Origin of the sequence: Stenotrophomonas riyadhensis (assembly GCF_040256885.1) — a bacterium.
Lineage (GTDB): Bacteria > Pseudomonadota > Gammaproteobacteria > Xanthomonadales > Xanthomonadaceae > Stenotrophomonas > Stenotrophomonas riyadhensis.
Map to the genome: position 1 here is coordinate 2,822,848 of NZ_CP155568.1, position 22,066 is coordinate 2,844,913.

The following is a 22,066-nucleotide window of genomic DNA, read 5'->3' on the forward strand; positions in this document are numbered from 1 at the left end:
CCATGCTCGGCTGCTCAGCGCGAATGGCAGCCGAGCATGGGCTCGGCTCTACCGTTCCCCGCTTACGTCCATGCTGGGTCTGCCGTGAAATCGATGGTCAGCCAGAACGTACTGCCACGGGCGTCCAGCCGCACCGCGATCTCGTCACGCATCGCATCGACCACGCCCACTGAGCCCAGCGGCGTGGCCGGGTCGGCCAGCACGTGGATCTCGATGAAGCGCATCCGCCCCATCTTCGCCACATGGCTGGTGAAGCCGGCATAGCCGTGCTCGGCGACGAACGCCTGCATCACCTGCTGCACGCGTCGGTCCAGATCATCCGGCGCCACCTGCAGCACTTCGCGCATGGCCTTCCACGCGCTGCGCGCCGGCACCGGCAGCACCGCCAGACTGATCAACGCCAGCACGATCGAATCCAGGTACGGCACCCAGTGGTGCCACTCACCGCCGTGCAGGATCAGCGCCAGCACGAAGGCCAGCACCACCGCCAGGCTCATCAATCCGCCCAGCAGCCAGCCGCGCACGTCCAGCCACAACAGAGCAGAGCGCAGGTGCCGCGCACGCTGCGCGACGAATGCCGCCATCGCCAGGTTGCTGGCACTCAGCAGTGCCGCCCACCACAGCGCGGGCCCGAACTTCACTTCGTGCCCGCCCGTCGTCAAACCAATTACCGCGTTGGCCAGCGCATACACGCAGGCCAGCGACAGGATCACACCGCCCAGTGCCTCGACCATCGGCTCAAGGTGCCAGTAGCCATACTGGAAGCGCGGGCTCTGCTCCCGCGCCACCAGCCGCAGCACCGACAACGACACCAGGGTCAGGGCGACGTCGACCAGGCTGTACACGCCGTCGAACAGGATGGCCTGCGATCCCACCAGCAGGCCACCGCCGAAGCCGACCGCGCTCACCGCCAGGGTGGCCCCGATCGAGAACTTCAGGATGCGTTGCTCGCGCGCGGTATCCATCGTTCGCCGAAGGGCCGACCGTCGCCGGTCAGGCCTTCAGCACCTCCACCTTGTACGAGGTCACATCGCCGTCCTGCTCGATGATCAGCCCGTGCACGTCCGACTCGAAGCCCGGGAAGCGGGCATTCTGCTCGCGGGCGATGCGCAGCGACTGGATGATCGGCTCATCGCTGTCGCCGAAACGCTCGCCCGGCATGATGGTCGGGATGCCCGGCGGATACGGGACCAGCATGGTCGCCGCGACACGGCCACTGAGCTGCTCGATGTCGACCCGCTCGATCTCGCCCTTGACCAGGTGGTTGTAGGCATCGGCCGGGGTCATCACCGGCGTCGGCAGGTCCACGTACATCTCGCGCATCACCTTGGCCACCGAGAAATCCTGGTTGAACGCATGCAGCGCGTCGCACAGGTCGCGCAGGCCCCAACCGGCGTAGGCATTCGGATAGTCGGCGGCCAGCGTCGGCAGTGCCTGACTCAGCGGCGCATTGCGGTCGTACAGCTCCTTGAACGCCATCAGCTCGGTGACCAGGGTGCTCCACTTGCCCTTGGTGATGCCCATCGAGAACAGGAACAGCACCGAGTACAGGTTGGTCTTCTCCACGGTGATGCCGCGGCCCCACAGGAACTTGCTCAGCACCGCCGCCGGGATGCCCAGCTTGCCCATGCTGCCGTCCATCGCCAGGCCCGGGGTCAGCAGGGTCACCTTGATCGGGTCGATCAGCACGTAGTCGTCGACCAGGTTCTCGAAGCCGTGCCAGTGCGCATCCGGCTGCAGGTACCACTCCTCACGCTTGGCCACCAGCGGTGCCGGCGTATCGCCCTTGTCCAGGCTGCGCTCGACCTGGGTCGGCTGCCACACGCTGAACCACCAGTCATCGCGGCCGAGATCATCGCGGACGTGCAGCATCGCGCGGCGGAAGGCGATGGCCTCGTCGTGCATTTCCTGCACCAGCGAACGGCCAGCATCGCCTTCCATCATCTTCGAGGCCACGTCACAGGCTGCGATCACCCCGTAGTGCGGGCTGGTCGAGGTGTGCATCATGAACGACTCGTTGAAGCGCTCGGCATCCAGGTTGCGCTGCGCCGAATTGCGCACGTGGATCATCGACGCCTGCGAGAACGCCGCCAGCAGCTTGTGGGTCGAATGCGTGGTGAAGATGATCGCATCCTGCTCACGCGGCTTGCCCTTGGCCATGCCGTAGTGGTTCTCGTAGAACGGGTGGAACGCGGCGTACGCGTACCAGGCTTCGTCGAAATGCAGGAAGTCGACCGCGCTGCCGATCTCGTCGGCGATCTTCTCGGCGTTGTAGCACAGGCCGTCGTAGGTCGAGTTGGTGACCACCGCGATGCGCGGCTTGGAGCCAGCCTTGTAGGCCTGGCTGGCCAGCGGGTTGGCAGCGATGCGCTGCTGCAGCGACTCCGGCGTGAACTGATCCAGGCTGATCGGACCGATGATGCCGTGCGCGTTGCGGCTGGGAGTGAAGTACACCGGCACTGCACCGGTCATGATCAGCGCGTGCAGCAGCGACTTGTGGCAGTTGCGATCGACGAACACCACGTCACCGCGCGCCACCGTGCCATGCCAGACGATCTTGTTGGCGGTGGAGGTGCCGTTGGTGACAAAGAACGTATGGTCGGCACCGAAGTTGCGTGCCGCCTCGTTCTCGGCGTCCTTGATCGGGCCGGTGTGATCGAGCAGCGAACCCAGCTCCGGCACCGAGATCGACAGATCGCTGCGCAGGGTGTTCTCGCCGTAGAACTGATGGAATGCACGGCCGACCGGCGACTTGGTGAACGCCACGCCGCCGGCATGGCCCGGGGTGTGCCAGGAGTAGTTCGACTCGGCTGCATGGTGGATCAACGCCTTGAAGAACGGCGGCAGCAGGTTCTTCATGTAATCTTCGGCCGCGCGCATCACCTGCCGCGAGATGAAGCTCTTGGTATCTTCGAACAGGAAGATGAAACCGTGGATGTACTTGAGCAGCTTGCTCGGCACCTTCTCGATGGTGCGGCGCTCGCCGTACAGGAACACCGGCAGGTTGGCGCGGCGTGCGCTCTGCTCGCGCAGGAAGGCGGTCAGGCGCTGGAACTCGCCATCCACCTCTTCACTGCCGTCGATCGAGATCAGCACCGCCGAGGCCGCCACGTAGGTGCGGGCACCGGCGCGGGCATCATCCAGGTTCAGGCCGCACAGCACGCGCTGGTCGTTGCTGTGCAGCTCCTCCACCAGGGCGCGGATCAGGATGCCGCCGATGCGCGGCGACTCGTAGTCGTTGTCGATGACAATGACCGGATAGTCCAGGGACTTGAAGTACACGTTGATTCTCCTTGTCTAACTCAGGAACGCTGGGCGCCGGCGCTGATCGCCGAGGCCTCGCGGGCGCGCTGCCGCTGCTGGCGGCGCTCCTCGCTGAAGAAGGGATAGAACACGGTGATGAACAGCACGAACAGGAAGGCGTACTGCACGATGGTTCCCGACGAGCCGTAGATCGCCCACAGGCAGTACACGACGGTCAGGCTGGTCAGGGTCCAGAACGCTCCGGTGTGGACCAGGGTGTGCGAACGCTCGACCACGAAGTAGCAGGCCACGCACGAGTAGATGTAGGGCAGCAGGGTCAGCACCACCGCCGCCGAGGTGATCACGTCGAACTGTGCAGACGCGGTCTCCGAGGTGGAGGTGACCAGCACCGCCAGCGTCATCAGCACCGCCACGATCAGCACGCCCTTGACCGGCACGTCATCCTTGTTGGTCTTGCTGAAGATGCTCGGGAACAGGCCGTCATCGGAGGCTGCCTTGGCGCTCTGTGCGGTCAGCAGGATCCAGCCGCCCAGCGAACCGGCAGCACCGATGAAGGCACAGAGGCTGACCAGCGCACCGCCCCAGCCACCGACGGCCTTGGCGGCAGCCAGTGCGAACGGCGCATCGGACACCTGCAGCTCGCCATTGGGCACCATGCCCATGATCACCGAGGAACTGGCGATGTAGGCGATCGCGGCCAGGAACACACCCGCCAGGGTGGCGCGGGCCACGTTCTTTTCCGGATTCTCCACCACGCCGGCGGTGACCGAGGCCGATTCGACGCCGATGAAGGCCCACAGGGTGAGTGCCGCGGCACTGGAGATCGCGCCGAAGTTGGATTCACCCGACACGTTGTAGGCGCCCCTGAAGATGTCGGCATCGAAGAAGAACCAGCCGAAGATGGCGATGCCCAGGATCGGCACCAGCGCGAAGCTGGTGGTGACCGTCTGCACGCGGCTGACGAAGGCCGGGCCGATCATGTTGGCGAAGCTCAGCGCCCACACCAGCACCAGCACCGCGATGCAGCGCACCAGCGGCTCGGACAGGATCGGGAAGAAGTAGCTGAAGTAGCCCACCGCCGCGATCGGGATGGCAACGTTGCCGATCCAGTTGGCGAACCAGTAGATGGTATTGGTCTGGAAGCCCATGTAGGGCCCGAACCAGTCGCGCGCATAGGCATAGGGACCGCCGGCCTTCGGTGCCAGCTTGCCCAGCTTGGCGAAGACGAAGGCCAGCAGCAGCGCACCGGCGGTGGTGATCAGCCAGCCCCAGATCGAGGCGGTGCCGATCTTGGCCAGACTGGACGGTAACAGGAACACGCCTGAGCCCATCATGTTGCCGGCGACGAGGAAGGTGGCTCCGACCACCCCGATTTTCTTTGCTTCTGCCATGACAATCTCCTGTACTGGCATGAGCCCGGTACAACCGGGCGTGGGGACGGTTACGCTGGCGTACGACCGCTGGCGCTTATTTGATGAAGTTGTATTGCAGGCTGCCCTGCACCCGGACCGTGTCGCCGCGTGCGCCGCCCTGCTGTTCCAGGCGGCCGTACAGCAGCTCCATGCCCATCGTCCACGACGGCGCCGGGCTCCAGATCAGGTTGAACACGCCGTAGCGGCTCTGACGGAATGCGTCGGCCGCCAGTGCGGCATTCCGCTCCAGGGTCAGCTGGCCGATGATCAGGTTCGAACGCCACAACCCGGACCAGTAATGCGTGTAGCCAATGAACCCACCGTGCAGGTCCAGCGCATCGAGGCGGCCATCGGCACCAACCACTGCGTCCAGTCCGGAACCGGTCAGGTCGGCGGTATAACGGCTGAGGCCGCGCCCGCCGAGCGTGCCGAACAGCAGCAGGTCGCGCTCGCCCACCGAGGCCGAACCGCTGAGTTGCAGGCCACCGGCCATGCGCCGGTCGCGCTCGCCAACGCCGTCATAGGCCAGGCTGCGTGCCACTGCGCCAAGCTGCAGGTGGCCCCAGTCGCGCTCCATGCGCGCAGTCACCGTCACATCCGGCAGCCGGTTCACGGCGGCGCGCTCATCGCTGGCACCGGCCAGTTCGGTCTTCGGATCTTCGGCGGCGACGGTCAGGGTGTTGCCCTTGCCCATCGCGAAACTGTGGTGGATGCCTGCCACCAGCAGGTAGCCGGCACCGCCGGGACCTGCGAAATCCAATGTATCGGGCAGGCTGTCCGGATCCATGAAGCTGGAGTAGCCGTAACCGGCGTAGGTATTGCCGAGCTGGCCATAGGCATGGCGCAGCCGGAATTCGTAGCCGTCACTACTGCCGAAGAAGTCGTTCTCCAGGTAGAAGCGCAGGTTGCCGTGCGTGGTCGGACGTCGCGCCTCGAAGCTGAAGCGGGTCTGCTTGGCATGGATGTTGAAGTTCGAGACATCACGATGACTGCCACCGACCGGCATCGACGAGGGAATGAACTGATCCTCATCCCCCGCTGCACGCGAATCGGCGATGGCATCCAGCTTGGCGTAGCCGCCGATACGGATCACCGTGTCAGTACCCGGAATGGCGAAGAAGCCCTTCAGATCCGGATCGGTCGGGCCGGCCGCACTGTCCGGTCGCGACGCGGCGGTGGACGGATCGGCCACCGACTCACGCTGCGGCAGCACCGGCTGTGCCACGCCCGGTACCTGCGTGGGGTGCAGCAGGTTGGCAGTGCTGGCAGGCGCGACCACGGCGGCGGGTGCCTGCGCGGTGGCAGGCCCAACGGTTGCATCGTGCTGCTCAAGGCGGTCCAACCGCTGCTGCATGCCCTCCAGCGCCTGCCGCATGGCCGCAATCTCGCGACGCAGCGCCTGTGCGTCCTCCTTGTCATCCGCCTGCGCATACGCCGGCGTGATCGCCAGTGCGGTCACGCAGGCCAGGCTCAGTACCGCCACGCGCATTGCATCCTCCCTGGACGACCCCTGTTCGCAGCACGCAGACGGGGCGCACGCATGCGCCGCTCCGGCCTCGCGCTGCCGTTGCTGGAAATGCGGATACTGCGTCGACGACACCGGCCAGCCTGCGCATGGCAGGCAACAGGACGATGACACTGCCCTGCCCGCACCGATGTCGACGCCATCAAGGCCGCGCTGCCAGAGAGGTGGCGACCGCAGCGGTCTGGGTAACAAGCACAGGGTGAGAGTGTCGTGAATGGCTGAGCCGACCGGCCCCGATCAGGGCCTGGCGAGCGCGGCATCCATTGCGCGTTGACGCTGTATTCCATGCGTCACAGGCTAATTCGCCTGTCGTTTTTGGCCTTGATTGGAATCAAGGCGCGAGGCTTGATGTCAGTCACTATTCAGACGTGACGACGAACAGGTGATGCGCAGGCCGAAGCATCGATCCTGATCACGGAAAGCAACAGGCCCGCATGCTGCCATGCGGGCCTGTGGGTCATTCACGATGGGCGGCGCGACTCAGCGCGGGCCCAGCACCGTCTGCAGGTCTGTACCCTGCGGCAGGCCGGCGCGACGCTGCACCTGGCCCTGTGCGTCCTGGAACAGGATGCCCGGCGTGCCCTGGAAGCCCATCTCGATCATCAGCACCTGATTGGCGTCGAGCTTGCCAGCGATCTCGCGGCTGATGTTCGGCAGCGCCTTGATGCCACCGCGATCAAAATCGTGCTCGTTCTGCAACAGTGCTGCACTCGGGTCACGCGCGGCGAGGATCGCCGCGGCCTTGGCCGGGCTGTCCTCGCGGATCACGCCAACCATGATGTGACGCAGCTGCACCTTGCCGGCATCAACCCACGGCCGTGCCGCTTCCCAGAACTTGTGGCAGTACGGGCAGTTGGCATCGCTGAAGGTATAGACCACGCGCGGCGCGTCGGCCTTGCCATCACGTACCCACGCACTGGCTTCCAGCTTGGTCCACATCTTGGCCGACATCGGCGCGGCGACCAGCTTCTCGACGGCCTCGGCGGCCACGTCGTTGCCCTCGGCATCGAACAGGCTGCCTACCAGTACGTGCTTGCCGTCGGCGGTGACGTAGGCCGCGGCCGGTTGCTGGCCGCCCACCACACCCGCAAAGCCGCGCAGGCCACCCGGTGCATCGAACTCGGCAACGACCTCGAAACCGTGCTTCTCGATGCCCTTCAGCACGGCCGGACGGTCGCCCTTGGTGGCAGCGGCCGGAGCAGTTGCCGCCGGGGCCGTCTTGCCCCGCGGGGTCTGGGCCTGGCTGCAGGCGGCCAATGCCAGCATGACCGGCAGCAACAGCACCGCCGGAGCGATGCGCATGGAAGTCGACAACATGGGAACTCCGTAGTGAGATGCCCGCGCAGGCTACCGCAGCCGGCGCAGTTTGTGTTCAAGGCCGGCCGCAGTCAGTTCGCCCAGGTGCAGTTCACGCAGGCGCCCATCGGCACCGAAAAAGAGCGTGGAAGGATACGCCTGCACGCCGAGCACGGTTGAAGCGACAGCGTCATCATCCAGCAACACGTTGCCCAGCATCAGTCGTTCGCTGGCAAGGAAACCCTGGACCTCCTCCAGGGTTTCGCCCTGGTTGAGGAATACGAACTGCACGTCATCATGTGCCTGTTGTGCCGCCGCCAGCACCGGCATCTCACGGCGGCAGGGCCCGCACCATGTGGCCCACAGATTCAGCACCAGCGGCTTGCCGCGGAACTGCTGCAGATCGATACGATCGCCTTGAAGGTCCGCCACCTGCAGCGCCGGCAACGGCATCTGCCGCTCCTGCCAGGCCGACAGCAGCAGGCCACCACCCGCCCAGAGCAGCACGCCAATCAGAGCGCTGGCCAGCACCGGCGCACGCAGCGCAGGCCACCGCCGCAAGCGCCACAACCCCCAGGCCAGACCTGCCACCAGCACCACCGCCAGGTGATAGCCGCCGTCGGCGATCTGCAGAATGCCCCAGGGCGCCTCGCGGTAGAGCGCGAAGTTCAGGGCGACAAAACTGATGCGGCCACACAACAGGCCGATCAACAGCATGTCCAACACCATGCTTGCTGCCGATGGCAGCGGCGCTTCGCCTTTCCTGCGTGGCCACAGACGGGCAACAGCCATGGCCAGCAACATGCAAACGAGGATCAACACTACCGGCATGGGAACCGGTCCAACACTCGACATCAGCCCACCTGCTCAATCGTCCACTGCCTGCATGGTCGAAGCGTCGCGCCCAGGTTGCAAGCGCTGCCCGACATCAGGCATCAGGCGGCACTTCGGCCCAACTGCACACCCGACGGTGCCTGCAACCCCCGCAGGCTGCCTGCGACCGAGGGCATCAGGGGCCGCTCACGCCGCTTGCTGTTGACGTGGCGGCGATAGTTGGCCGGTGTCATTCCCACGATACGAAGGAACAGGCGACGGAAAGCGCTCTGATCGGCATAGCCCACGCCCCAGGCGACTTCGTCGATGCCGCCCCCCTGCTGCAGCAGGGTCTGGGCCTTGGCAATGCGCAGCCGCTGGCAGTATTCGATCGGGCGCAGACCGGTAGCCCGAAGAAACCGTCGCTGCAGCGTGCGCGGCTCCAACCCGGAAACCTCGCAGATCGCAGCCAGGGTGGCACCTCGTGCCGCAGTGGTATGCAGCCACCGCTGCGCCTTCAGCACGTCGCGATCACCATGAGCGAAATTGGCACTGAAGCGCTCCAGGTCCTGCTGGATCGGCGCCGGCACGGTGATGCCCAGCTGCTGTGCGACAGCGCTGGCCACGCCCTGCCCATGCAGCCGGTACAGCAGGCGCAGGCCGAGGAAGCGCCACGCCTGTGATCCTCCCACCGTCAGCAGATCGCCATCATCCACCAGCGCCCGCTCACTGGGCACCCAGCTCGCGGCCTGCGCCTGCAGGCCCGGATGACGCCCCAGATCAGGCCCGCTTACCGTGCGCCCCGCCAGCAACCCGGCGCGCGCCAGCACGCTGACCCCGTCGCTGGCGGCGGCCAGCAGACTGCCACCGTCGTAGTGCGCGCGCAGCCAGTCCAGCAGCACTTCCTCGGCACGCAGGCAGGCACCTGCGCTGATCTGGCCGGGAACAGCGATCACCGCCGGAATGGCTGCATCGAGCATTTCCGCACCGGCGATGCGATGTACGCCAGTCTGGCTGGCCGGCACGATCCAGCGTGTGACCACCACGCGCTTGAACGGCCGACGCTGCTGCTGGGCCAGGCGATTGGCGACGTGCGCCATCTCCGCCAGCACCGAAGCGGCGGACGGATCGCCTCCGGGATACTCGACCACCGCGACCTCGACGAATCCCTCGTTCCTGATTCCATCCACTGACCACCTCCTCGGTTCGTTGCAGGCCATCGAATGGCCGGTTCAGGCGAAGGGTAGGAACTGGTCCAGCGGCAGGGCTATGAAGAACGTTGCAAAGTGCGCTGAATACGCACACCGCTGCAAAGCCTTGACTCTCGACCAGACTCAAGGCTTCACAATGGCCGGCAGCCCCCGCAGGAATCCGCCATGAACATTGGACAACTGGCCCGCCAGGCAGGCGTGCCGATCGATACGGTCCGCTACTACGAACGCCAGCAGCTGCTGCCGACGGCGGCCCGCTCGGCCGGGGGTTACCGCATCTTCGGCGAGCCGGATCTGCGCCGGCTGCGCTTCATCCGCCGCGCCAAGGCACTGGGCTTCAGCCTGGAGGAGATCGGAGAACTGCTCGCGCTCAGTGATCGCCACCAGCAGGACATGGGCAGCGTGCGCGACACCGCGCAGGCCCGCCTGCAGGACATCGCACAACGGATGGCCGAACTGCAGCGCATGCACATCGCGCTGTCGCAGCTGGTCGACGCCTGCCCCGGCCATGGCGCGCTGGACCAGTGCCCGATCCTGGCCGCTCTGACCGACGACACCACGGCCGCAGGCGACTGACATCGGCGTCGCAACACGCGTGAAGAAAAGTGCAACAAATGCTTGCCAACCCCCTGGGGCAAGGCTATTATTTCGCTCCTCAGCGACGTGGGGCCATAGCTCAGCTGGGAGAGCGCCTGCATGGCATGCAGGAGGTCAGCGGTTCGATCCCGCTTGGCTCCACCAATCTTTCGGCATTAGGCCGTCGAAAGGTCGCTAAAGAACATTGATGAGAATTGCGTCCCCATCGTCTAGAGGCCTAGGACATCACCCTTTCACGGTGGCGACCGGGGTTCGAATCCCCGTGGGGACGCCACTCATCACGAACAACGAGGACCCGGCCGATAACCGGGTCTTTTTTGTTCACCGCCTACCGGCATTCAGCTTGTGGCGTTGCGGTTCCCCTGCCCTCGTGGCTGCGGTTGAACCGGAACGAAAAAAGTTCAAAAAAGACTTCCACAAACGTGAACACGCAGGTATGATAGGCGGCTCGGTAACACGGGGCCATAGCTCAGCTGGGAGAGCGCCTGCATGGCATGCAGGAGGTCAGCGGTTCGATCCCGCTTGGCTCCACCACTTTCGACATTAGGCCGTCGAAGGTTCTACAACTTGAAGTTTTTCGTGCGTCCCCATCGTCTAGAGGCCTAGGACATCACCCTTTCACGGTGGCGACCGGGGTTCGAATCCCCGTGGGGACGCCAGTTTCAAAACGGACTCTGCTCCCGGCAGATCATCCGGAGTTTCATGGGGCCATAGCTCAGCTGGGAGAGCGCCTGCATGGCATGCAGGAGGTCAGCGGTTCGATCCCGCTTGGCTCCACCACTTCGACATTAGGCCGTCGAAGGATCTACAACTTGAAGTTTTCGTGCGTCCCCATCGTCTAGAGGCCTAGGACATCACCCTTTCACGGTGGCGACCGGGGTTCGAATCCCCGTGGGGACGCCAATTCTTTAAAACCCCGGCTTCGGCCGGGGTTTTTCTTTGCCTGCGATCTGCCATCCAGCCCGCCCCCATCCACGCAGGGCGTGGATGGCTTCATCCTCGACCACACCTCAGAACCGGCGATACATCCCGATCGATGCCGGCGCGGTGGGCGCGAAGCCAAACTGCGCATACAACCGGTGCGCTTCACCATCGGCAAGCAGGCTGACGTACGCCGATGGCGGCAGGTTCGCCTGCATCCAGCCATCCAGGCGACGCATCACTTCCTTGCCCAGGCCCTGCCCCTGCAGCCGCGGCAACACGGCGATATCGCAGACCTGCAGGTGGCAGCCACCATCACCGACGATGCGCCCCATCGCTACCAGCTCACTGCCCTGGTACGCACAGACACCAAACAGCGTATTGGGCAGTGCGCGCGCTGCGGCCTCCTGGCTCTTGGCACTGAGGCCCGCCAGCACGCGCAGCTGGCAGTAGTCCTCGACCGTGGGCACGGCCTCGCGGAACTGGCAGGCGACGGAATCGTTCATGCGGTATCTCCCTGTAGGTCGGGCTATCCTGCCGCATCCACGTCGCAGCTGCTGCGACCCATGCCGGCAGAACATCCATGTGCTATTCCGCCCTGATCCGCGCCGACTACGCCAAGCTGGTCCGCGAGTTCGGCGCCATCCTGTCGCTGGAAGATTTCGCGGAGCTGTACGCGCATGATCCCGGCAAGAAGCGCCCGAAGACGCCCAAGGCCATGGACGACGGCTTTGCCGCTGCGCGCACCGAGCAGGGCCGCGACATCGTGGCAAAGATCCAGCAATGGCACGCGCAGGAACGTCACGATCTCGAGGCGGAGCTGGCGCGCCAGCGCGAACGACGCGATATCGCCAACGCCACGCTGGCGACCCGCCCCACCCAGAAGGCACGCAACGACCTGCGCGTGGCCGGCAACCGCATCGATCGTGCGCAGGCTCGGCTGGAAGACCTGCACCGGGTACAGCTGCTGCCGCGCGACAACCGCATTTTCCCCGGCACCTACGCACCGGTGATGGTCAGCGAGGGCGGCAAACGCGTGATCAAGCCGATGCGCTACCAGTGCCGGCTGCCGGACAAGCCCGCGCGCAACGACGTGCTCTATCCGGGCACCTACAACGCGCGGCGCGACAGCCTGGAAGGCTATTGGCGCGGCGCGTTCGGCCTGCGTCATGGAGTGGTGGTGGTGCAGGCGTTCTACGAGCACGTCCCCCGACATGCCATCGCCGGGCGCACGCTCGACGCCGGCGAGAAGGAAGATGACGTGGTGCTGGAGTTCCGCCCCGATCCACAGCGTGACCTGCTGTTGGCCTGCCTCTGGGCCGAATGGGAGGGCCCGGAAGGTCGCCTGCTGTCATTCGCCACGATCACCGACGCGCCTTCGCACGACGTCGCCGCTGCAGGCCATGATCGCGGCGTGGTGCCGATCCGCAGGGAGCACCTGGACGCCTGGCTCAATCCCGATCCGGATGACCTGGCCCGGCAATACCGGATTCTCGACGACCGTGAGGACGTCCGCTATGTGTACGAGGAAGTGGGCTGAACACTGCGCGCAGATGAAAAACCCCGCCTGGGCGGGGTTCCTGGATCAGGGATTGCCGCCGCACATCGCCTCTTCGCAGAAGGCCTGTTCCTGCAGGCATTGTTCGACCTCACCGCCCCGTGCGATACAGCTCTTGTAGAGCTGGAAACAGGGCTGGCCGCACCACGCGGCAGAGGCCGTACCACCGAAGACCGCCATCGAAAGGACACCCGCAGCAACCATGCGCTTGATCCACTTCTTCATGCCACTCTCCTTGTAGGCCTGAGCATTCAGGCCAGAGCAGCATACGCTCGTGGTCTCCGCCAGAGCCAGTCAGGCCTTGACCCGGGAGCGACCCACCGCGCGCACCAGCGCCTGGCACAGATCCGCCGACAGGTACGGCTTGACCAGCAGCACGCCGGTCAGCATCGACGCGGGCAGCTGCTCAGCCAGCATCCCGGTCGCCAGCACGAACGGCACGCCACGTGCCGACAACGCTGCGGCCACCGGTTCGCTGGTCTCGTTCCGCGCCAAGCGGTAATCGAGCAGCGCCACGTCTGGAGAGCTTTCCTGCAGGAGCCGCAGCGCCTCGTCCACACTCGCTGCAAGCCCGACCACGGTCGCACCGGCGTGCACCAACTGCATCTGCAGCAGTGCGGCACTCATCTCGTCGTTCTCTACCACCAGCACCCTCAGGTCCTGCAACACTGTCATCGGCTACTGCTCCTGGAGGCATTCAAGCCGCCGCAGTATAGCCACCACAGAGCCGAAGCCGACAGGAAGCGCCCTGTTTGGCCTTGCCTCTATGAAAGGCCTGCCAACCTCGGTTACACTCGCACGCTGCCTGCCGGTGTGGCGGAATGGTATACGCAGCTGACTCAAAATCAGCCGGGGGTAACCCCATGAAGGTTCGAGTCCTTTCACCGGCACCACAGCATCAAAGGCCAGGTCCTCGACCTGGCCTTTTGCTTTTCCAGGTCCGGGGCGGCCACACTGCCCGGCATGCCTGCCTCGCGCCTGCCGTCACTTCCAGACACCCTGCCCGCACGCCTGCGCGCCCTGCGGGTGGACGATGCGGTTGCATGGTCCCGCTACCTCTCTCTACCAGGCGTGATCGAACACACCAGCTGGGGCGACATCTCCGAAGCTGCATTGCGCCAGCAGGTCGCCAGCTACCGACCTGCGTCCCCCGACCCGCGCTGGGCGCTGGTGGATGCCCACGATCGCTTGATCGGCACCTTCGGCCTGAACGGAATCGATCTCCAGCATGGCCGCGGCGAGCTGGCCTATGACCTGGACCCGCACTGGCAGGGACAGGGGCTGGCCACGCAGGCGGCGCGCGCGGTGCTCGACTGGGGCCATGCGGTACGGTCGCTGACGCGCATCCAGGCGACCGTCCTGGACAGCAACGCCCGCTCGATCGCCGTGCTGGAACGCCTCGGCATGCAGCGCGAAGGGCTGCTGTGCGCCTATCGCAAGGTGCAGGGCCATCCCCGGAACTTCTGGATGTACGCCCACCTTGAAGGCACCGTCGCGTCACCCCTTTGAAATACAACTGCGACTTCTGACAAGGTTGTCACTAGACGCAGCGCACACTTTTCTTGCCAGCCTCACGTACATCTGCCTATCGTGATCCTGCCGGATCCGGGGGCGGGGGAATGCATGACGTTGCGTGCTGCACTGTTTTTTCTGGTCACGCACGCGCTCGTCATTGCCTTGATCGGCCCCCAGGACCCAGTGGGCTCCTATCTTCTGCTGATCACCGCTCCTCTGTTGGCCGCACTGGCCTGCCTGAGGCGCGCACGGGACAGCCAGGCCGCCTGCAAGTGGCGGATGCTGGGCGCCGCCGTCGCCCTGTTCTCGCTTGCATTGCTGGCCCTGCTGTACCGCAACGTGGCTGGCCTCGACCCTGCGCAGATGACCGCGTCATCGTTGATCCTGTACGTGTTCTACCGGATTCCATTGACCTACGTGGCCGCCAGCCCGGGCGGCGGGAATCGCTATATCCGTGCCGTGGACCTCGGGATCATCGCGCTGCTATGGCTGCTGTACTACGGGCATACGCGGGCGATGGCGCCACTGAACACCGCCTTGTGGACGCAGTGCCTGAACACCATGAGCAGCGTGCAGAACAGCCTGGTGTTCTGCTTCGCACTGATCCGTTTCCTGGCCGAGGACAATCCGGACCGCCGCGATTTTTTCCGGACGCTGACGATCTACGCGCTGGGCTACTTCCTGCTGGCCTTCTACATCAATACCTATCAGCCGCAGGTGCCCGACGGCAACTGGGGCGACCTGCTGATCAGTGGACTGTTCGTACTGCTGGCGGTCATGGCCGGCAACAACCGCCGCCCAGCGGTGCCGGTATCGCGCAGCCTGCGGCGCATCGTCGATGCCGGCGTGCCGCTGATGCTGCCGTTGCTGCTGATGATGGTAGCGCTGCTGGTCGCACGCCTGCAGCCGACCCTGGCCACGGTCGGCTTCATCGGCGCCCTGCTCGGCTATGCGCTGCGCAGCGTGCTGAGCCAGATCGAAATCCAGCGCCAGCGCGATGAGCTGGAAACGCTGGCCCGGCGCGATCCGCTGACCGGGCTGGGCAACCGGCGCAGCTTCGATGAATCGCTTGGCGCGGCCCACCGCCGTGCCCGCCGCCAGGGCCTTGGCCTGGCCGTGCTGATGATCGACATCGATCACTTCAAGCGGCTCAATTACACCTACGGTCACCCTGAAGGTGACCGCCGCCTGCGCGCTGTTGCGGCGATTCTCGACGGCTGCCTGCAGCGCGGCGATGACCTGCTGGCCCGCTACGGTGGCGAGGAGTTCATTGCCGCCCTGCCCTCATCCGATACCTCGCACGCGCTGGATCTGGGCGAACGGCTACGCGCTGCTGTCGAACATGCGGCACTGCCTGCCCCGCACGGCCATGTGACCATCAGCGTCGGCGTGGCCTGGCAGGCTGCCGGCGACGAGCGCGAGCCGGATGACCTGGTCGACCGCGCCGACCAGGCCCTGTACCGGGCCAAGCACGCCGGCCGCAACTGCGTGCAGCTCGCCCCGGACGCGACGACCGGGGAGGAGGCTGACGGACGCCGTGCCTAGACCGCGTGCAACGCGGCCACCCCGTGCGGATGGCCACCCCCGCCCTGCACACGGAAGCTCGCTACGGTCTGCAGCAGCTGCGCCGATTGTTCCTCCATGCTGCGTGCCGCCGCCGAGGCCTCCTCGACCAGGGCCGCGTTCTGCTGGGTGCCCTGGTCGATCAGATCGACCGCATGGTTCATCTGCTGGATGTCATCGCTCTGCTGCTGCGAGGCGGTGCTGATCTCGGTCATCAGGTCGCTCACCCGGCGGACGTTGGTCACGATCTCATCCATGGTGCGGCCCGCACTCTCGACCTGGGCAGTGCCGGCCCCCACATTGGCAACCGACTCGTCGATCAGGTGCTTGATCTCCTTGGCCGCGCTGGCCGAGCGCTGCGACAGCTCGCGGATCTCGGTGGCGACCACGGCGAAGCCACGGCCATGTTCGCCCGCACGTGCCGCTTCCACCGCTGCGTTCAGCGCCAGGATGTTGGTCTGGAAGGCGATGCCATCGATCACCCCGATGATGTCGACGATGCGTCGCGAGGACGCGTTGATCACCGCCATCGTTTCGACCACCTCGTGCACCACGCTGCCGCCACGCGCAGCGACATCGGCCGCGCCACCGGCCAGCTGGCTGGCCTGGCGTGCGTTGGTGGCGGTGCGCTGCACGGTCTCGGCCAGGCCCTTCATCGACACCGCGGTCTCCTCCAGCGAGGCGGCCTGCTGCTCGGTGCGCTGCGACAGGTCACTGTTGCCCTGCGCGATTTCGGTCGCGCCCACCGCAATGGTGTCGGCGGCGAACTTGATCTGGCCGATGATGGCGGCCATCGCCTCGACCAGCGCGTTCACGCCCTCGCACAGCTCCGCGATCGAACCCTGCTTGTCCGTCATCGCAACGCGTCGGGTCAGATCGCCCTGCTTGGCAGCGGCCACCACTTCCCGGGTCTGCGCCACGGCGCGCTGCATGGCCTGGTTCTCATGCACCTGCGCGGTGATGTCGGTTGCGTACTTGACGACCTTGAACGGCTTGCCGTTGAGGTCGAGGATGGGGTTGTAGGAGGCCTGGATCCAGACCTCGCGCCCGCCCTTGCCCAAGCGGCGATACTGGCCGGCATCGTATTCGCCGCGTCCGAGCTTCTCCCAGAACCGGCGATACTCATCGCTGCTGCGATGGCCCGGCTCGACGAACAGCGAGTGGTGCTGCCCACGCACCTCATCCAGGCTGTAGCCGGTGACGGCGAGGAAGTTCTCATTGGCCGAGAGGATGCGCCCGTCCATGCCGAATTCGATCACTGCCTGCGATTTGCCGATCGCCGCCAGCTGCCCGGCCGAATCGGCCGCCTGCAGTTTCTGCGCGGTGATGTCGGTGGCGAACTTGACCACCTTGTACGGCCGTCCCTGACGATCCAGGACCGGGTTGTACGACGCCTGGATCCAGATCTCGCGCTGGCCCTTGCCGAAGCGCCGATACTGTCCGGCGTCATATTCGCCGCGCCCCAACCGCGCCCAGAAGTCGCGGTATTCGGCGCTGCGCGCCTGCTCGGCATCGACGAACAGTGAATGGTGCTTGCCCTGGATCTCCTCCAGCCGGTAGCCCATTGCCTGCAGGAAATTGTCGTTGGCCTGCAGGATGGTGCCATCGAGCGCGAACTCGATGACGGCCTGCACGCGATGCAGCGCCGCGACCTGCGCTTCCAGTTCGGCGCGGTCGGTTGCCGCCGGCTCGGTGCGGGTGCGCTGATGCGGAGCAAGGGCGCCCAGCAGCGCGCGCCACGGCGACCAACGGGTATGCAGCTCGGCCGGCGCCTGCGCGCCCGCCGTGAAGCCTGGAATGAGCATTGTCTGATCCTCGGTGTCCGGTAAGCGGTTGCGACCCGACGGGCGGGATGCCCGGCGGCAACTTCAGTTGCTTGGGACTACAGGTACCGGCAGGCACCCCTCGAGCGGCTGGCAAGAACGTCTGGTGCGGGTGCGATCGGCATAGGCAACGGCGGAACACACAGCGCGGACCGCCCATCGGGGGCAGCCTGGGGTCCTGCAGCGGGTGACTGGAGCGGGATCCAGAGGGGATATCGGCGATGGGGTTCGGGGCTTTAGCGGGATTCCGCGACGTCCGTCGCAACTCCAGGCATGCGCGCAGGAATGCGATAGACGATCGCCGTGTACTTCACTTCCTGCTCACGCGCGACGGGCACGCCCCCCAGGGATTCGGCCAGACGCCGGCTCGGCGCGTTCTGCTCGGCCACCGGATAGCGGAATGCCGCGCATCGCAGGCGCCCGGAAGCCCACGACCACACCGCCGCCACGGCTTCCCGGCCGTAGCCCCGGCCATGCATCGCTTCATCGATCCAGATGCCGAGTTCGGGTTCGGCGTCCATGGTTCGATGCAGGCCGGCCAGACCAAGGAAGGCGCCATCGTCACGTCGGCGGATGACAAAGGTGATGTCCGTCCCCTCGGCGATGGTGGGCAACCACGCCTGCCAGACCGCAGTGAAGGCCTCCTCCGACGGCGGCGGCTCGAAGGCCATGTAGCGTGTCAGCCCCGGCGTGATCGCTGCGAACACCTCATCGGCATCCTCCGCCGTGAAAGGCCGCAGGCACAACCTCGCACTTTCGATCACCCGGTTGCCTGAGGTCATGTCCTGCACCACGATTTCATTGCATCCAGCCTCGCTCATGAGGCGCGTGCAGCGCAAGCCGAAAGGGCCATGACCAACGGGGGATTCCCGGACGCCGGGAAACGGCCAGCATGCAGTGACCTGAAGGATGTTCACGGACACGGAGATCACATGCTTGCACGCTTGGCCAGCTACCTCTTCCTGGGACTGTGCAGTACCGGTGCCCTGGCTGCCGATGCCGCCTATCGGCCGTCCTTCCATCCCGACCAGCTGAAGGGTCCGCCTGCCGGTCGCCCGAACGAGGTCCTGGTGCTGGGCAGCCCGCACCTGTCCAGCCTGCCGAAGACCTTCAAGCCAGCAATGCTGGAGCCCCTGCTGCAGCGACTGCAGGCCTGGCAGCCAACGGTGATCGCGGTGGAGAACCTGTCCGGCCTGCAGTGCGACTTCATGCGCCGCAATCCAGGCCGCTACGCCGGAAGTGTCGAGGACTACTGCGTCGATCCAGCACCGGCGCAGGCCGCGACCGGCCTGGACGTTCCCAGCGCCAATGCCGAGATGGAACGCCTGCTTGCGGACTGGCCGAGCGAACCCAGCGCCGCCCAGCGGCGCCGATTGGCCGCGGTTTTCCTCGCTGCGGGCGAGAACGGTTCGGCCGTCGTGCAGTGGCTGCGGTTACCCAGTGAAGAGCGTCGTGCCGGTGACAGCCTGACCCCTGAACTGGTGCGCTACCTCGACACCCGCATGGCCAAGCCGAACGAAGTGGGCATGGTCGCAGGCGTACTGGCCGCACGGCTGGGCCTGGAACGGCTGTGGTCGGTCGACGACCACACCGCGGATTCGCCCACGCCGGCATCCCGGAAGAAGGCCTACGCTGCCGCCATCAGGGCCGCCTGGGACAATCCCTTCGTCGAGACGCGAATGGCCGCTGACGAGCAACTCGAAGCCAATCTCGACAAACCCGAAGGGCTGCTCGAGATGTATCGCGCGTACAACAGCGCGGACGCCGCGATGATGGCCTACAACAGCGACTTCGGTGCGACCCTGGTCGAGCCGTCGCCGGAGGGCTTCGGCCGCAACTACGTGGGCTACTGGGAAACCCGCAACCTGCGCATGGTCGCCAACATGCGCGACGTACTCGGGCAACAGCCGGGTGCGCGCATGCTGACCATCGTCGGCGCCTCGCACAAGGGCTACTACGAGGCGTACCTCAACCTGATGCACGACGTGCAGCTGGTCAGTTCGGATGAAGTGCTGCGTTGAAGCCAGGCGCGGATCGCAGGGATGATGGCGGTGCCCTCAGCGCCATCATCCTGCGCCCTTCCTGCCTGCCCGCCACAACACGAGACTGGCGCCGCCGATACAGGACAGCGTGAACACCAGCAGGGCGATGGCACCGCCCTGCAGGACCGGCAGCAACGCCTGCGCGTGCAGATCGTCGCGCACTTCTTCCAGGCGCAGGCTGGCGGCCAGCGCCAGGCACCAGCCGACCATTGCCGGGGCATACGCCCGCAGCGCAACCGGGCTCCAGACTTTCATGGGATCAACTGCTCGAGTGGGGATGCGCGCAGTATTCGCGCGCGTCCTCTCACAGCCTGAGATCAGCCTTCGGCGGTTTCGGAATCATCGCTGGGCAGCTCGCTGGCCTCGCCCTGCACCTGCACGTTGTTGCGACCCAGCGCCTTGGCCCGGTAGCACTGGGCATCGGCAGCGGCCACGGCCTGATCGACGCTCATCCCACCGGCCAGCGGCGCGATACCGATGCTGGCGCCGACCCGCAGCCGGTCCTGGTCCCACGGAATGGAAAGAGATGCCAGCGTGTGCAGCAGCTCAGCGCCGATGCGGGCAGCGCGTCGCGGCGTGCACCCGGACAGGATCACCGCGAATTCGTCGCCCCCTAGCCGCGCCACCACGTCCGAATCTCGCACGCCGTGGCGCAGCACACTGGCCACTGCCCACAGCACGGCATCGCCGGCCAGATGGCCCCAGGTGTCGTTGACCGGCTTGAAGCGATCCAGATCGATGTACATCAACGAGGCCGCCTGGCCGGTGCGCTCGACGCGGGTGATGGCCTGCTGCAGGTGCACCTCGAAACCGCGACGGTTGCTCAGCTCGGTCAGCGGATCGATCTCGGCCAGGTGGCGGGCTTCGCGCTGGCGTGCACGCTGCTGGGTGTCGTCGCGCAGCACCCAGACCGCGCCGCGCACGTGGCCTTCGTCACCACGCAACCAGGCGCGGGTCAGGTCCACCGGTACGGTGGCGGTGCCGAGGCGAAGCAACAGATCGGCATGCAGGTCCACCGCATTGCTTTCCGGGTCCAGCAGTACCGACACGTCCAGTACCGAGCCGGGCGCGTACTCGGTGGTCAGCGCCAGTACGTCCTGTACCTTGTGTCCGGCCAGCGACAGCGCACCATCGCCCGCCAGCGTGCGCACCGCGGCGGCATTGGCATAGTCGATGCGGCCATCGAGGCTGACGCTGAGCACCAGGTCGGCCACTGCATCCAGCGTGATGCGGCTGCGTTGTTCACTCTCGAACAGACGCTGCTCACTGCTGCGCTGGGCGGTGATGTCCTGGATCTGCGACACGAAATGCAGCGGCTCGCCGTGCTCGTTGCGCACCAGCGATACCGACAGCCGCGCCCAGATGATGCGCCCGTCGCGGTCGAGATAGCGCTTTTCCAGGTGATAGTGGCTGCGTCGTCCGGCCAGCAGGTCCTGCACCAGGGCCAGGTCGGTCTGCAGGTCGTCGGGATGGGTCAGCCGCTGGAAATCGACCTGCAGCAGTTCTTCGCGCGGATAGCCCAGGATCCGGCACAGCGCGTCGTTGACGTCCAGCCAGCGCCCTTCCAGCGACACCAGTGCCATGCCCAGTGCGGCGGAGGTGAACGCGCCCGCGAACTTCTCCGCCGACAGCCGTGCTTCGGCGCGCGCCTGCAGGATCTCGGTAATGTCGATGGCCATGCCGACGTAGCCGATGCGTGCTCCATCGGCGCTCTCCATGCGGCTGATCGACAGGCGCACCTGGCGTGACTGGCCATCCTTGCGCAGCAGCGTCCACTGCCGCGAGTAGGTCTGCCCGTCGGCACGCGCGCTCAGCGCCTCGAACACGCCAGGAAGATTGCCATCAGCATCGGCCAGCGGTTGCAACCAGGCTTTCAGTTCGGCCGGATCGTGGAAGGCATCGAGGCGGCGCTGGCCGACCACCTCCGGCGCGGTGTAACCGAGCAGGCGCTGCGCGCCGGTATTGAACAGGGTGATGGTGCCGTCGGTATCGGTGGCGATCACCGCCACCTCATCGGACGCATCGACCACCGCCTGCAGGCGCTGGCGGGTCTCGGCGGCGTCCTGCCGGGCCTGCTGCAGCTCGGTGACGTCGGCATGGGCGCCGGCCATCCACAGCGGCCTGCCCTGCCCGTCCCATTCGAAGACGCGGCCGCGGTCCTGGATCCAGATCCACTGGCCATTCTTGTGGCGCATGCGCAGCAGGCAGGCGTAGTTGTCGCTGCGCCCTTCGAAATGGTCGTCCAGCGCCGCGTCGGACAGCGCGATGTCATCGGGATGGACCAGCTTCAGGAACGTCCTCTGGCAGATCGGTTCCAGTTCTTCCAGGCGGTAGCCGACGATCTCGGCCCAGCGTGCGTTGACCCGCATCTCGCCGGTCTGCACGTTCCATTCCCAGGTACCCGCAGCGGTGCCATCGATGATCATCGCCAGCCGGCGGCGTTCTTCGGCCAGCTCCTGCAGGCGCCGCTCGAGCAGCCCGTTGCCGTTGTTTCCCTGGCCCGCCATCAATCCGGCCCCCTGCCGG

General features: G+C 65.9%; 19 protein-coding genes and 7 tRNA genes. 12 read left to right on the plus strand and 14 right to left on the minus strand.

The features are described 5' to 3' along the window. Positions 1–62 precede the first annotated feature (62 nt). The 7 genes from SriyCCGPB3_RS13160 to SriyCCGPB3_RS13190 form a co-directional block, all read right to left on the minus strand. Positions 63–965: a cation diffusion facilitator family transporter gene (locus SriyCCGPB3_RS13160; protein ID WP_197594801.1), complete on the minus strand. Its 903-nt coding sequence runs from the start codon at positions 963–965 to the stop codon at positions 63–65. 28 nt (positions 966–993) lie between these two features. Beyond that, positions 994–3,282, minus strand: a complete 2,289-nt coding sequence (locus tag SriyCCGPB3_RS13165; RefSeq protein ID WP_350259393.1) for an Orn/Lys/Arg decarboxylase N-terminal domain-containing protein — start codon at positions 3,280–3,282, stop codon at positions 994–996. A 20-nt stretch (positions 3,283–3,302) separates the two neighbouring features. Beyond that, positions 3,303–4,655, minus strand: coding sequence for an arginine/agmatine antiporter (gene adiC / locus SriyCCGPB3_RS13170; protein WP_350259394.1), 1,353 nt, complete (start codon positions 4,653–4,655; stop codon positions 3,303–3,305). 76 nt (positions 4,656–4,731) lie between these two features. Then, positions 4,732–6,165 carry a DcaP family trimeric outer membrane transporter gene (locus tag SriyCCGPB3_RS13175; protein WP_350259395.1) on the minus strand — a complete coding sequence of 478 codons (1,434 nt, stop codon included), beginning with the start codon at positions 6,163–6,165 and terminating at the stop codon, positions 4,732–4,734. A gap of 516 nt (positions 6,166–6,681) precedes the next feature. Then, positions 6,682–7,518, minus strand: a complete 837-nt coding sequence (gene dsbG, locus SriyCCGPB3_RS13180; RefSeq protein WP_350259396.1) for a thiol:disulfide interchange protein DsbG — start codon at positions 7,516–7,518, stop codon at positions 6,682–6,684. 30 nt (positions 7,519–7,548) lie between these two features. Continuing rightward, positions 7,549–8,352, minus strand: coding sequence for a TlpA disulfide reductase family protein (locus SriyCCGPB3_RS13185; protein ID WP_164162581.1), 804 nt, complete (start codon positions 8,350–8,352; stop codon positions 7,549–7,551). An 80-nt stretch (positions 8,353–8,432) separates the two neighbouring features. Then, positions 8,433–9,500 (minus strand): GlxA family transcriptional regulator, encoded by a 1,068-nt coding sequence (locus tag SriyCCGPB3_RS13190; RefSeq protein WP_110712708.1) that lies wholly within the window; start codon positions 9,498–9,500, stop codon positions 8,433–8,435. 186 nt (positions 9,501–9,686) lie between these two features. On the opposite strand from SriyCCGPB3_RS13190, the gene SriyCCGPB3_RS13195 reads away from it, so the two are divergent. The 7 genes from SriyCCGPB3_RS13195 to SriyCCGPB3_RS13225 all read left to right on the plus strand — a co-directional run bounded on the left by SriyCCGPB3_RS13195 (position 9,687) and on the right by SriyCCGPB3_RS13225 (position 11,021). Next, complete coding sequence (locus tag SriyCCGPB3_RS13195) at positions 9,687–10,097, plus strand: heavy metal-responsive transcriptional regulator (protein ID WP_110712709.1); 411 nt, start codon at positions 9,687–9,689, stop codon at positions 10,095–10,097. Between the two features lie 89 nt (positions 10,098–10,186). Then, positions 10,187–10,262: transfer RNA gene (locus tag SriyCCGPB3_RS13200), tRNA-Ala, on the plus strand. Positions 10,263–10,316: 54 nt separating this feature from the next. Beyond that, positions 10,317–10,392: transfer RNA gene (locus SriyCCGPB3_RS13205), tRNA-Glu, on the plus strand. A gap of 184 nt (positions 10,393–10,576) precedes the next feature. Then, a tRNA-Ala gene (locus tag SriyCCGPB3_RS13210) sits at positions 10,577–10,652 on the plus strand. A 49-nt stretch (positions 10,653–10,701) separates the two neighbouring features. Then, a tRNA-Glu gene (locus SriyCCGPB3_RS13215) sits at positions 10,702–10,777 on the plus strand. 45 nt (positions 10,778–10,822) lie between these two features. Then, a tRNA-Ala gene (locus SriyCCGPB3_RS13220) sits at positions 10,823–10,898 on the plus strand. A 47-nt stretch (positions 10,899–10,945) separates the two neighbouring features. After that, positions 10,946–11,021, plus strand: a tRNA-Glu gene (locus tag SriyCCGPB3_RS13225). A 107-nt stretch (positions 11,022–11,128) separates the two neighbouring features. Here the strand turns inward: SriyCCGPB3_RS13225 and SriyCCGPB3_RS13230 are convergent. Next, positions 11,129–11,545: a GNAT family N-acetyltransferase gene (locus SriyCCGPB3_RS13230; protein WP_153856087.1), complete on the minus strand. Its 417-nt coding sequence runs from the start codon at positions 11,543–11,545 to the stop codon at positions 11,129–11,131. A gap of 77 nt (positions 11,546–11,622) precedes the next feature. On the opposite strand from SriyCCGPB3_RS13230, the gene SriyCCGPB3_RS13235 reads away from it, so the two are divergent. Beyond that, positions 11,623–12,579 carry an SOS response-associated peptidase family protein gene (locus SriyCCGPB3_RS13235; protein ID WP_110712711.1) on the plus strand — a complete coding sequence of 319 codons (957 nt, stop codon included), beginning with the start codon at positions 11,623–11,625 and terminating at the stop codon, positions 12,577–12,579. Between the two features lie 45 nt (positions 12,580–12,624). On the opposite strand, the gene SriyCCGPB3_RS13240 is transcribed toward SriyCCGPB3_RS13235, so the two are convergent. Beyond that, a complete protein-coding gene (locus SriyCCGPB3_RS13240; RefSeq protein ID WP_010484956.1) occupies positions 12,625–12,822 on the minus strand; it encodes a hypothetical protein in 198 nt (65 codons plus the stop codon). 69 nt (positions 12,823–12,891) lie between these two features. Beyond that, a complete protein-coding gene (locus SriyCCGPB3_RS13245) occupies positions 12,892–13,272 on the minus strand; it encodes a response regulator (protein ID WP_110712712.1) in 381 nt (126 codons plus the stop codon). A 132-nt stretch (positions 13,273–13,404) separates the two neighbouring features. Between SriyCCGPB3_RS13245 and SriyCCGPB3_RS13250 the strand changes: the two genes are divergently transcribed. From SriyCCGPB3_RS13250 to SriyCCGPB3_RS13260, 3 genes are all read left to right on the plus strand, one after another. Beyond that, positions 13,405–13,490: transfer RNA gene (locus SriyCCGPB3_RS13250), tRNA-Leu, on the plus strand. A 70-nt stretch (positions 13,491–13,560) separates the two neighbouring features. Further along, entirely contained in the window at positions 13,561–14,106 is a 546-nt protein-coding gene (locus SriyCCGPB3_RS13255; protein ID WP_110712713.1) for a GNAT family N-acetyltransferase, read from the plus strand. Between the two features lie 114 nt (positions 14,107–14,220). Beyond that, entirely contained in the window at positions 14,221–15,657 is a 1,437-nt protein-coding gene (locus SriyCCGPB3_RS13260; protein ID WP_350259397.1) for a GGDEF domain-containing protein, read from the plus strand. Here the strand turns inward: SriyCCGPB3_RS13260 and SriyCCGPB3_RS13265 are convergent. After that, positions 15,654–17,480 (minus strand): methyl-accepting chemotaxis protein, encoded by a 1,827-nt coding sequence (locus tag SriyCCGPB3_RS13265; protein ID WP_180847286.1) that lies wholly within the window; start codon positions 17,478–17,480, stop codon positions 15,654–15,656. The two genes, SriyCCGPB3_RS13260 and SriyCCGPB3_RS13265, sit on opposite strands and share 4 nt — an antisense overlap. Before the next feature lie 254 nt (positions 17,481–17,734). Next, positions 17,735–18,319, minus strand: a complete 585-nt coding sequence (locus tag SriyCCGPB3_RS13270; protein WP_350259398.1) for a GNAT family N-acetyltransferase — start codon at positions 18,317–18,319, stop codon at positions 17,735–17,737. Between the two features lie 111 nt (positions 18,320–18,430). On the opposite strand from SriyCCGPB3_RS13270, the gene SriyCCGPB3_RS13275 reads away from it, so the two are divergent. Further along, positions 18,431–19,519 (plus strand): DUF5694 domain-containing protein, encoded by a 1,089-nt coding sequence (locus SriyCCGPB3_RS13275; protein ID WP_164162578.1) that lies wholly within the window; start codon positions 18,431–18,433, stop codon positions 19,517–19,519. A gap of 45 nt (positions 19,520–19,564) precedes the next feature. On the opposite strand, the gene SriyCCGPB3_RS13280 is transcribed toward SriyCCGPB3_RS13275, so the two are convergent. Both SriyCCGPB3_RS13280 and SriyCCGPB3_RS13285 read right to left on the minus strand, forming a co-directional pair. After that, positions 19,565–19,795, minus strand: a complete 231-nt coding sequence (locus tag SriyCCGPB3_RS13280) for a hypothetical protein (protein WP_094000872.1) — start codon at positions 19,793–19,795, stop codon at positions 19,565–19,567. A gap of 62 nt (positions 19,796–19,857) precedes the next feature. After that, on the minus strand, positions 19,858–22,047 hold the full coding sequence (locus SriyCCGPB3_RS13285; RefSeq protein ID WP_350259399.1) for a PAS domain S-box protein: 2,190 nt from the start codon (positions 22,045–22,047) through the stop codon (positions 19,858–19,860). Positions 22,048–22,066 lie beyond the last annotated feature (19 nt).

Coding starts and splice junctions, on each gene's coding strand:
- SriyCCGPB3_RS13160 (WP_197594801.1), bottom strand. CDS start 965: ATGGATACCGCGCGCGAGCAACGCATCCTGAAGTTCTCGATCGGGGCC.
- adiC (WP_350259394.1), bottom strand. CDS start 4,655: ATGGCAGAAGCAAAGAAAATCGGGGTGGTCGGAGCCACCTTCCTCGTC.
- SriyCCGPB3_RS13175 (WP_350259395.1), bottom strand. CDS start 6,165: ATGCGCGTGGCGGTACTGAGCCTGGCCTGCGTGACCGCACTGGCGATC.
- dsbG (WP_350259396.1), bottom strand. CDS start 7,518: ATGTTGTCGACTTCCATGCGCATCGCTCCGGCGGTGCTGTTGCTGCCG.
- SriyCCGPB3_RS13185 (WP_164162581.1), bottom strand. CDS start 8,352: ATGTCGAGTGTTGGACCGGTTCCCATGCCGGTAGTGTTGATCCTCGTT.
- SriyCCGPB3_RS13195 (WP_110712709.1), top strand. CDS start 9,687: ATGAACATTGGACAACTGGCCCGCCAGGCAGGCGTGCCGATCGATACG.
- SriyCCGPB3_RS13230 (WP_153856087.1), bottom strand. CDS start 11,545: ATGAACGATTCCGTCGCCTGCCAGTTCCGCGAGGCCGTGCCCACGGTC.
- SriyCCGPB3_RS13235 (WP_110712711.1), top strand. CDS start 11,623: ATGTGCTATTCCGCCCTGATCCGCGCCGACTACGCCAAGCTGGTCCGC.
- SriyCCGPB3_RS13240 (WP_010484956.1), bottom strand. CDS start 12,822: ATGAAGAAGTGGATCAAGCGCATGGTTGCTGCGGGTGTCCTTTCGATG.
- SriyCCGPB3_RS13245 (WP_110712712.1), bottom strand. CDS start 13,272: ATGACAGTGTTGCAGGACCTGAGGGTGCTGGTGGTAGAGAACGACGAG.
- SriyCCGPB3_RS13255 (WP_110712713.1), top strand. CDS start 13,561: ATGCCTGCCTCGCGCCTGCCGTCACTTCCAGACACCCTGCCCGCACGC.
- SriyCCGPB3_RS13260 (WP_350259397.1), top strand. CDS start 14,221: ATGACGTTGCGTGCTGCACTGTTTTTTCTGGTCACGCACGCGCTCGTC.
- SriyCCGPB3_RS13265 (WP_180847286.1), bottom strand. CDS start 17,480: ATGCTCATTCCAGGCTTCACGGCGGGCGCGCAGGCGCCGGCCGAGCTG.
- SriyCCGPB3_RS13270 (WP_350259398.1), bottom strand. CDS start 18,319: ATGAGCGAGGCTGGATGCAATGAAATCGTGGTGCAGGACATGACCTCA.
- SriyCCGPB3_RS13275 (WP_164162578.1), top strand. CDS start 18,431: ATGCTTGCACGCTTGGCCAGCTACCTCTTCCTGGGACTGTGCAGTACC.
- SriyCCGPB3_RS13280 (WP_094000872.1), bottom strand. CDS start 19,795: ATGAAAGTCTGGAGCCCGGTTGCGCTGCGGGCGTATGCCCCGGCAATG.
- SriyCCGPB3_RS13285 (WP_350259399.1), bottom strand. CDS start 22,047: ATGGCGGGCCAGGGAAACAACGGCAACGGGCTGCTCGAGCGGCGCCTG.